Source organism: Helicobacter sp. MIT 14-3879 (assembly GCF_003364125.1).
On sequence record NZ_NXLP01000044.1, the window covers coordinates 1 to 10,162 of the forward strand.

The window sequence follows — 10,162 nt, forward strand, 5'->3', positions numbered from 1 at the left end:
CCTGTATTCTCTATTGATAAGAGAATCTAGCTCATAAGAGTTGTCATTTGCATCTATTGCAAAAAGATTCCCAAAGAGATAGGGTTGCTGTTTTATAAGTGTCGAAAAATAATGTAAATATTGAGATTGTTGAGAATCTAAATTCATAGAATCTAATAGCTTTATAGCTGGCGTATTACTAACATAATCTTTATATACGGAACTTTCATTCATAAGATTACGTGCATTAATTTTCTGCCATAAATTGTGTAAATCATTTTGAGATTCACAAACACAATGGGGCTTTTTTATTTCTATGTCTAAAAGATTGGCAATTTGACTGAGAGATTCAAGGCTCGCCTCTTTTGATTCTAAAGAATTGGCAAAAACATTGATTAATGTAAAAGGTTGAGTTGGATACGGACAATCTAGCAAATCTATGCCACGATAATGTTCTATAAGGTTCAAAGAAAAAGAATGCGTCTTGAATTCTTTAAGAAGAGTACAGAGGGTATCCTTGCTAGATTCACTTAGACGTATTTCTTGTGGAATCTTTTCTGTAACGGATAGTGTCTGCCCCACTTTCACAAAATAAAATCTGCCATTATAATAACTAAGAGTGCAAGATTCTCCCGTTCTGATAGTATAAACTCTTAAGGGATAACTAACCCTGTGAGATTGCCATACGTCATTGTGTCCTGAATTCTCTTTATGGGAATTTTGTTCCTTATCTTGTTGTTTAACCAATAATGTATTTTGCAAATAAGAAGAAGGAAAGTGCTTTGCTACTTCAATTCCGCGAGCTAGAATACTCCATGTTTGTGTGTTAATTACACAAGGATTAAAGGCACAGCAAACTTTTTGTATATCTTTTGTATGCTTTGCTTGAAATACACATGCTAAATAAGATTCTTGTGAGAGACTCTGTATATAATGGCTTCTTCGTATAAAATCCCAGCTTTTTTGGAGATTATCTTTTTGCTGCTTTTCTTCTTGCGAAACAAATAGTGTGTTGCGAATGCTAGTATCATGGAATCCTTGTTGATTAAGTTCCAATGTCCGTAAAAACCCTCCAAATTCTACTTTACCTTCTAAAAGATAGTTACGTTCACTCACGTCCAAAGGGAAGTTTTCTTTATTCCTGTGTCCAAAGACTTGGTAATAATTTGCTTGTGTGTTAGCACTAAAAGCATGGGTAACGGCTGCGGTATCTGTGTAGTTGCCCACCCCATAAATACATTCTGATGCGCTTAAAAGATTCAAGGATTGTGGAATATTGGAGAGTCCGCCATGTGTGCAAAGAACAAATTTATCATGGAATCTATAATAAAAATAGGGTGTAAGATTCTTTATTAATTTCCTCGCCTCGTGTTTTAAAAAACCCTTTTCCTCAAGCTCTACTTGTGTATTAAAGCGAAACTCCCTTGCATGCACCTCTTCATTATTTGCCCAATGCCAAAGCCACTTTTCATGATTGCCCTCTAAGAGTCGGACATTTTTCTTATTCATAAGACCAAAGAGAAATTTTAACACTTCATAATTTTGGAATCCTCTATCAATATAATCTCCTAAAAAAATATAAAAACAATCATCTTTGAGTGTGCCTAAATATTTCTCCAATACCCAGAAACAACCTTGAATATCCCCAATATGATAAATCGCCTTATAACCATTAAGGTTATAAGGTTCTGTGTGAAGTAATGTTGCTATGTCATTTGGCTTGATGATTTCACAAGGGATAGGAATGATAGAATCTTGCATTTCTTGATAGAGAGAATAAAGCGTTTCTTGAGTATAAACTTGATACTCTAAATTTTGACCCTGTCTTGCAGCCTCATTTCGCATGAGAATTTCATCAAGATTGACATCACTAAAATCCACAACCAAGATTTTATAACGATATTTATTTGCTAATTCTTTATAATTGCTGAAATAAGACTTAGAAATATGCAAGTCCTCAACAATAACAAACTCACCGTTTGCCATGCGAGATTCTAAGGCTTCAAAAAGCATGTTAAAGCAAAGCTTATGATATTGATAAAAGTAACTCTCTCCCTCAATGCTAAGCTTTGGTGACTGCAGGAGACGATTAAAGACCTTGGAATCTAGTGCATAGGATTCAAGATTATACTGCTTTATCCACGAGGTTTTACCACAAAAAGGCATACCACGTGTAAGTAATAAATATCTCAATGTGTCTCCTTTTGTCCTGTTAATATTTTCAATGATTTGTGTAAAAATGCTACAAGATTCTAGCAAATTTTTTGGTTATAATGCCTTATTTAGAATCTTTGAGAGTTTTTATGATTCTCTGTGCAATTTGGAGTCAGGTTAGAAAATGGTATTAGGGATTAATGGGTTAGGGAGAATGGGACGGACAATCTTGCGTTTGGCATTGCGTAGGGGGCATACAATTAAAATTCTTAATGATGTTGCAAAATGGGAGATTCTAGCCTATCTCATTAATTTTGATACGACACATGGTAGCTTAGGAAATCGTTGTGAGTGCCATGTTTTTTATGAGGGAACAACACAGAAACTCAAGATAGTTTATACTGATAAAGAAAATCAAGAAGTAGAGCAAGATATTATTGTGCGCAATGCTGCAAATCCCAGAGATATTGACTTTGGAGAAAATAACAATAACCAAGCACAAGATATTGATGTCATGATAGAATCTAGTGGAAAATTTTTAGATTCTTCTTCATTGGCTTGTTATTTGACAAAAGGGGTAAGAAAAGTCATTATGTCTGCGCCACCCAGAGACAATACACCAACTTTCGTGTTAGGAGTGAATGCTCATCATTACAACGGAGAAAAGATTATTTCAAACGCTTCTTGCACTACTAACTGCATCGCACCCATTTGCTTCATCCTCGATAAACATTATGGCATAGAGAACGCTGTCATGACGACAATTCATAGCTACACCAATGACCAGAATCTCCTCGATAATGCCCATAGATTCGACAAAAGACGCTCGCGCTCCGCGCCTAATAATATCATTCCAACAAGCACGGGTGCTGCAATTGGATTAAAAAAGGTGCTTCCTAGCATGGAAGGGAAAATTCATGGACAAAGCTTAAGAGTGCCTGTTGCAGATGTGTCTATGGCTGATTTGTCTTTTTACCTTAGAGAAGAAGTCAATTTAGATTCTTTGCACGAACTTTTAGAATCTTATGCTAAAGATTCTATGGCTGGGATTCTAAGTCTTGATACCAAAGAGAGAGTGAGTAGCGATTTTTTGGGTAGCTCTTATAGCAGTATTATTGCGCAAGATTTAAGCATTAAGATTGGTAAATTGGTGAAAATTATGTCATGGTATGATAATGAAACAGGCTATGCAAACAGAATCCTCGACATGGCAGAATTCATTAATAGACAGCATCAATGATTTAAGGGGTTCTTATCTGAATAAACAAGGTATTGTTGTGATTGTAATTTATGTCAAACATGTCCCTAAGTAATGTGTAGTTTGTGTCAGTCTGTATTACATCAAATGGAAGATTTGGGGGTTGTATAGATAAATATTGATACTTTAGCCTAATAAAGCCTTAGCAGGAAATCTGGATAATTTGTCAATTAAAAACTCATTAAATTTATTCCAAGTTTATAGTAAATTATTCCATATCGGTAGATTGTGTGTTGAGAATATTCTTAAGACTAAGATAAAGGAAATGACTGCTAGAATGTTATCTTGATAAGTTTATGCTTTTATTTATTTGTTCTCATGTTCTCTTTTAATTCTTAAGCTATTGAGTCTTTATGCTAGATTCTCTTAGTGTTTGTATGCTTTTCATTTCTAAGCGATTAAGATTCTTTTTCTGTTCTTTAGCATATAGGCTTTTATTCTCTTGATTTGTTTCTTTTATTCCTTTCTTTATTTTTTCTGTTTGTTCTTTCCCTTTTTGCATTCTCTTAATCCTTGAGATTCTTTTAGCCCTTATTCTTAAGCTATACCTACAAGAATCCTGCAAAAAGAAAAGACTTTAGCGGGATAGAATCTTGGAATGTGAGAGATATGGAGGGTATGTTTGCAGAGACAGAATCTTTTAATCAACCCCTAAATAAATGGAATGTGAGTAATGTAAAAAATATGGGGAATATGTTTTATAAAACAAAATCTTTCAATCAGCCTCTAAAGTCGTGGAATATGAGTAATGTAGTTACTATGATAGGTATGTTTGCAAAAGCAAAATCCTTTAATCAATCCCTAGATTCTTGGAATGTCAGCAATGTAGAGAGTATGAACGATATATTTAAAGATTCCCCCTTGCAAGATAACCCACCAAAGTGGTATAGGCAAGAATGATGAAAGAAAATCATAAAATTATTAAGCTAAACTCTCAAAGTTGTCATTATTTAGCAAAGATTCTATTGTAAATAGGTTTTGCTAGAGATACTTCGGGCTTTGCTCAAAGTAATGACAAGTTTGAGGGTTCAGAGATACTTCGCTTCGCTTAAGTAATGACAAAGGAGGATATTTTGCTTCCTCGCACAATCCTCAAAGGATTTTGCCTACACTTGCAAATAGGATAAACCAGATTCGCAAAAATAGGATAAGCAGGATTGTCATTCTGAAGTCTCTTGCAAATTCACCTTGTCATTCTGAAGTCTTGCGGAGCAAGGCTGAAGAATCTCAAAACAAGCTTATAGTTTATTGTTATTTTAAGGCTTTAAGCCTCAATTTACCTTGTCATTCTGAACCCTCTTTAGAGGGTGAAGAATCTCTTATTACAGAATCTTAGGATTCTACACTTTAAACCTGATTTAGTTTTAGTAAAGCTTTAAAATCTTGTAGAGATTCTTTGTTAGATTCTTCGCTTCGCTTTGCAAAGCTCAGAATGACAAAGAGGGATATTTTGCTTTCTCGCACAATTCCTAAAGGATTCTGCCCATACTTGCAAAGAGGATAAGGCAATACATTGCAGATAAGACTGTAAATTTAATCCTAGAATCTTAGTATGATAAACACCCTTACCAAAACTTGCAAATAGGATAAATTACTCTATCATTGTGAAGTCTCTTGCAAATTCCCTTTGTCATTTTAAAGCTTTGCGTAGCAAGGCTTAAGAATCTCTTATTGTAGAATCTTAGATTCTTCGCCTAAAGGTTTAAGTAATGACAAAGTAAATTGAGGCTTTAAACCTTAAGAATGACAATAAACTATAAACTTGTTTTGAGATTCTTCACCCTCTTAAAAGAGGGTTCAGAATGACAATCTAACTTATTCCATTCGCAAATGTGGGAAAGAGTGTTTATCCTATTTGAAAGAATAAGAGCGTTGTGATATTTGTAAGTGTGGGTGAGTTGTGTGAGGCACGTACGAGGGCGTGAATAAAGCGAAATATCCCCATTGTCCTATTTGCAAGTGGGGCTTGTAGCTTCGCTCGTGCGAGGCTTTGAAAAAGCCGAAATACCTCTCTTTATATTCAAGGCGATTCTTTACTATGTTAAGAATGATAAGAATCCTATTTACAATGTATTACCTTGTCATACTTAAAGGATTGTGAATTGCCTTTTTTGTCATTCTGAACTTGCTTTAGCAAGTGAAGAATCCATAGAATCCTCCTACTAGATTCTAAAAGAGCAAAGAATCTAAAGCTTTAAAGAGAATAAGAGAGACAAAAAATTAAAATAGTAAAGAAACTAAAGCTTTAATAAAACTTTCAATTAGGCTAAGTGTAGAAACCTAAAGTTTTTTATTAGAGATACTTCGGGCTTCACCCTCAGTATGACAATAGGACAAGCTAGATTGTCATTCTGAAGTCTTGCGTAGCAAGGCTGAAGAATCTCTTATGTAGAATCTTTAAGATACTTCGGCTAACGCCTTAAACAATGAAAAGGTAACACATTTTAAAGAGGATAAATTAAATTGTCATTCTGAACTTTGCAAAGCAAAGTGAAGAATCTCTAAGATTCCATAATTAAGAGATACTTCGGGCTTTGCCCAAAGTCATGACAAAGGAGGATTTTTGCTTCCTCACACAATTCCTAAAGGATTTTGCCCATACTTGCAAATAGGATAAACCAGATTCACAAGAATAGGCTAAGGTGGATTTGCAAAAATCTAACAAGGCAAGATAGAAAGAGAAATGTTAAGAAATAAGAGGAAATATTGTCATTACTGAAGAATCTACTCTTTTCTTTTGTTGTTCTTAAAGTTTAAATTTACCTTGTCATTCTGAACTTTGCAAAGCAAAGTGAAGAATCTCTTCTACTAGATTCTAAAAAAAGACTTAAGAAACCTAAAGTTTTTTATTAGAGATACTTCGGGCTTCACCCTCAGTATGACAATAGGACAAACTAAATTGTCATTCTGAACTTTGCTTTAGCAGGTGAAGAATCCATAGAATCCTCCTACTAGATTCTAAAAAGAGCAAAGAATCTAAAGCTTTAATAAAACTTTCAATTAGGCTAAGTGTAGAATCTTAAAAGATTCTACTAGAGATACTTCAGCTAACGCTTCAGTATGACAAAAAAGGGGTCTTGGTATGACAACAAGACAAACCAGATTGTCATTCTGAACCTGCTTTAGAGTAAATAATCCTCAAAAGATTCTATTTGTCATTCAAAAATAACCCAGAAAATCCTCCTTTAGAGAGTGAAGAATCCCTAAAAAATTCTATTTGTCATTCCAAGCCTCTTTCCTTGTCATTCTGAACTTGCTTTAGCAGGTGAAGAATCCATAGAATCCTCCTACTAGATTCTAAAAAGAGCAAAGAATCTAAAGATTCAAAGAGAATAAGAGAGACAAAAAATTAAAATAGTAAAGAATCTAGAGCTTTAATAAGACTTTCAAATTAGGCTAAATGTAGAATCTAAAAAGATTCTATTAGAGATACTTTAGCTAACGCTTTTAAGAGTTTTAGTAAAGCTTTAGAATCTTGTAGAGATTCTTTGTTAGATTCTTCGCTTTGCTTACACAATCGATTTGGCTTACATTTGCAAAGAGAGAGACTTCGGCTAAAGCCTTAAGCAATGAAAGGTAACACATTTTAAAGAGGACAAACTAAATTGTCATTCTGAAGCTTTGCGTAGCAAGGCTGAAGAATCTCTTATCGTAGAATCTTTAAGATACTTCGGCTAAAGCCTTAAGCAATGACAAGTGTAAATTTAAGCTTAGAATCTAAGTCAAGTTTGAGGATTCAGAGATACTTCGCTTTGCAAACAAAGCTCAGTATGACAAGATAATACCTTACAGAGAGGACAAAATTGAAAAATCCACTCTTTTCTTTTGCTATTCTTAAGGGATTGAGAATCTCATTATTAGTAAGGAAGCTTTGAATATTTATGATAAAAATACTAAAATTAAAGAGTGGCTAGAGCCTTTTTATCATTCATCTTAACTTAGCTAGTAATGTTGCTTAAGCAAAAATATGAGAGGGCATTACAAGGTATTACAAATGACTATTTTTATATTCAAGAATTGCAAAAGTCTATGACGCGGGATTTTGACTTAGAAATTTCACAAAATGGCGGGTATGGCGTAGGGGAAAGGTGCTTACTTAATATAATTTTAGTTGATTTTAACTTTATTATTGATTTATTATTGATTAATTATTGATTGATTATTGATTGATTATTGATTGATTATTGATTTGTATGGGAGATAAATGGAGAATACGCATTCAAAACTTGATAAAAAAATCATACATTTAAGCGAACGTCTTATGTTTAAGCTTGCTTTATTTTCTGCGGCAATGATGACCGTGCTTGGCTCGGTAGTGATTTCACCTGCCCTGCCTGCTATTAGCAAGCATTTTATCAATACACCTCATATTGAGACATTAACAGGGCTTGTGCTGACAATCCCTGCTTTATTTGTGGTGTTTTTCTCGCCTCTAGCGGGAGTTTTAATGGATAGATTTGGGAAAATAAGATTTCTCTATCCTGCGATGATAGTGTGGATTATTGCTGGGGTTAGCGGGTGCTTTATGGATAGCATTTATACATTACTCATAAGTCGCTGTATTTTTGGCATTGCCACTGCTTTTATTACCACTGCGGCAAGTGCTTTGCTTGGGGATTATTACGCAGTAGGGGTGGGGAGAAAAGATAGGGCTTTGAGTTTGCAAGGCTTTGTCTTAGCGATAGGGGGAGCAATCCTTACTATAATTGGAGGCTATTTAGCGAGTTTTTCTTGGCGTTATGTCTTTATCGTTTATAGTAGCGGCATTGCGATTTTTATTTTTTGTCTTTTTTATTTGTTTGAGCCTAGAGTAAATAAAAAGAAAAAGGCAAATATCCCTAAAGAACCTATGCAATACAAGCCTTTTTTGCCTATCTATTTTATAGGATTTTTCATAATGGCTATTTATTATCTTGCGGCAATTCAATTCCCTCATTATATAGAAGAGCTAGGATTAGATTCTAAATATATTGGGGTGGCGATGGCTACGCCTACGCTCTCTTATGGAATCTTTTGCTATCTTTACAAGGACTTTGCAAAAGTTTTAAACATCAAGCAAATCTATATCTTTGGGCTTATCTTAGAGGCTTTGGGCTTTTTATTAGTCTTTTTATTTGCAAATTTTATTATCGTGCTAATTAGCCTCTTTCTCTTTGGCGTGGCAGGAGGATTGCTTGTAACAAATAATTCTGCCTATCTCTTTTCTCTAGCACCCGCACACAAAAGGGCTAGGGCTTATAGCGTGCTTGCAAGCTGCATTTTCTTTGGGCAGTTTATCTCGCCTTTTATCACTACGCCTATGGTGCATTATTTTGGATTAAGGAATGAATTTTTGATTTGGGTAGGGGTGATTTTACTAGTGAGTTTTGTGTATGCAAGGCTAAAGATAAAGAGTGCTTGAATTAAGCTTAAGGCTATAAGGAGCGATAAGAGGAATATAAGAGCATTAGAATAAGGCTCTGTGAATGAGCTATGGAGATGGCTATGGCGAAGCAAAAATGAGATGATAAAGCTTATAGAACCTCTATGTAAAACAAGGTTTAGCGGTGCAAGGTGGAGCAAAAATGAGATGATAAAGCTTATAGAATAAAAAGATGTGGAAATCATTTACTGATGAGGAAGCCTCTGCTATGACGAAGCAAAAATGAGGTAGTAAAACCAAGAGAGCAAAAAGATGATGAAGCCATTTACGGCAGAACAAATTTAATCTATCACCTTTAGTTCATAGCCCTTGAGCGCGTCATTAATCAATAACATTGCTATTTCCTCTTGCCCTCTTAGCTCATAGCGGTCAATGTTAAGAATGCTCTGACAGACATTTTGGCTTCTCCCTGACACAAACAACACTCTATCGCTGCTTAGTGCGGGCATTATAGTGCTTGTAGAATGGACATTCCAAAAGACAATCAAGGGCAGTTCATACCCCGCATAGCGAAATTTGCGTTGCCATAATTCAAAGTTTGTCTCATTTCCCCCGCAAGCATCAAATTCCATATCCGAGATAATGATAATATATTTTGGCAGCTCTTCTTGAGGGGCTTTATAATGCTTGGCTGCTTTGAGAAGAGCCTTGAAAACAGAGTTAATATCAGTATTCATATCACGTGAAGAATCCCTCACATACATTGCAATTTCATAAATCTTTTCTAATGCGCTAATATCGTGTATTTGAGAATCTCCGCAAAAATCAATGAAATGATGATGAAACACGCCCTTATTACGCTGTGCGATATAAATTGCAAGGGCGATAGAGCAAACTAACGGTTCGCCATACATACTACCAGACACATCGGCGGCGACTATGGCATTGAGAGTTCTTGAAGCCATCTTCTGTGTGCTAGGCACAAAATGAGGGACATTATCTTTTTGCAAAAATCTACTCTTTTCCCATTGTGGTGCAGAGATATTTTCTTGGATATTATCTTTTTGTGGTGCGTGGGGTTGTAGATTCTCTAAATCACTTGCTAAATCCTTATGATAAGCAAAAATATCAGGGAGATTCCGCCACGCAATATCAAGCTCTTTGAGCCTTGAGAGGGCTTCCTCGCTAATGCGATAAGGGCGAGATTCTAAGCGATGATAATCTTGTGAATCGCCCTCTCTTGAAAGATTATCAAGTATTTTTAGCACCTCGCGTAAAATATCAAAAGGCGTGAGTGTGCCTGTTTTAAGCTTTGCCCTACCCGCGCTCACTGCCTCATAAAATGCCTCTAAACGCTCCTTATCATTCCTCCTAAATGCCTTAGCATATTTTCTCATCGCTTTTGAGGG

9 protein-coding genes are annotated in these 10,162 nt (G+C 35.3%); 6 read left to right on the plus strand and 3 right to left on the minus strand.

What is annotated here, in order from left to right; genetic code table 11:
* A partial coding sequence (locus CQA44_RS10085; RefSeq protein ID WP_147289785.1) for a metallophosphoesterase occupies positions 1–2,172 on the minus strand: 2,172 nt, incomplete at its 3' end.
* A gap of 145 nt (positions 2,173–2,317) precedes the next feature.
* Between CQA44_RS10085 and CQA44_RS10090 the strand changes: the two genes are divergently transcribed.
* The gene (locus CQA44_RS10090) at positions 2,318–3,373 is read left to right on the plus strand and encodes a type I glyceraldehyde-3-phosphate dehydrogenase (protein ID WP_115547118.1); all 1,056 of its coding nucleotides are present in this window, start codon (positions 2,318–2,320) and stop codon (positions 3,371–3,373) included.
* A 358-nt stretch (positions 3,374–3,731) separates the two neighbouring features.
* Here the strand turns inward: CQA44_RS10090 and CQA44_RS12650 are convergent, their stop codons facing one another.
* On the minus strand, positions 3,732–3,893 hold the full coding sequence (locus CQA44_RS12650; protein ID WP_181881865.1) for a hypothetical protein: 162 nt from the start codon (positions 3,891–3,893) through the stop codon (positions 3,732–3,734).
* Positions 3,894–3,976: 83 nt separating this feature from the next.
* Between CQA44_RS12650 and CQA44_RS10095 the strand changes: the two genes are divergently transcribed.
* The 5 genes from CQA44_RS10095 to CQA44_RS13290 all read left to right on the plus strand — a co-directional run bounded on the left by CQA44_RS10095 (position 3,977) and on the right by CQA44_RS13290 (position 8,981).
* Complete coding sequence (locus CQA44_RS10095; RefSeq protein ID WP_408941389.1) at positions 3,977–4,291, plus strand: BspA family leucine-rich repeat surface protein; 315 nt, start codon at positions 3,977–3,979, stop codon at positions 4,289–4,291.
* A 202-nt stretch (positions 4,292–4,493) separates the two neighbouring features.
* Positions 4,494–4,727: a hypothetical protein gene (locus CQA44_RS10100; protein WP_115547120.1), complete on the plus strand. Its 234-nt coding sequence runs from the start codon at positions 4,494–4,496 to the stop codon at positions 4,725–4,727.
* A gap of 2,612 nt (positions 4,728–7,339) precedes the next feature.
* Positions 7,340–7,546 (plus strand): hypothetical protein, encoded by a 207-nt coding sequence (locus CQA44_RS10105; protein WP_115547121.1) that lies wholly within the window; start codon positions 7,340–7,342, stop codon positions 7,544–7,546.
* Between the two features lie 49 nt (positions 7,547–7,595).
* Positions 7,596–8,792, plus strand: coding sequence for an MFS transporter (locus CQA44_RS10110; RefSeq protein WP_115547122.1), 1,197 nt, complete (start codon positions 7,596–7,598; stop codon positions 8,790–8,792).
* Between the two features lie 60 nt (positions 8,793–8,852).
* Entirely contained in the window at positions 8,853–8,981 is a 129-nt protein-coding gene (locus CQA44_RS13290; protein ID WP_258865003.1) for a hypothetical protein, read from the plus strand.
* Between the two features lie 113 nt (positions 8,982–9,094).
* Here the strand turns inward: CQA44_RS13290 and CQA44_RS10115 are convergent.
* Positions 9,095–10,162 (minus strand): DUF2828 family protein (locus CQA44_RS10115; RefSeq protein ID WP_220272156.1); only part of this gene is annotated, 1,068 nt, incomplete at its 5' end.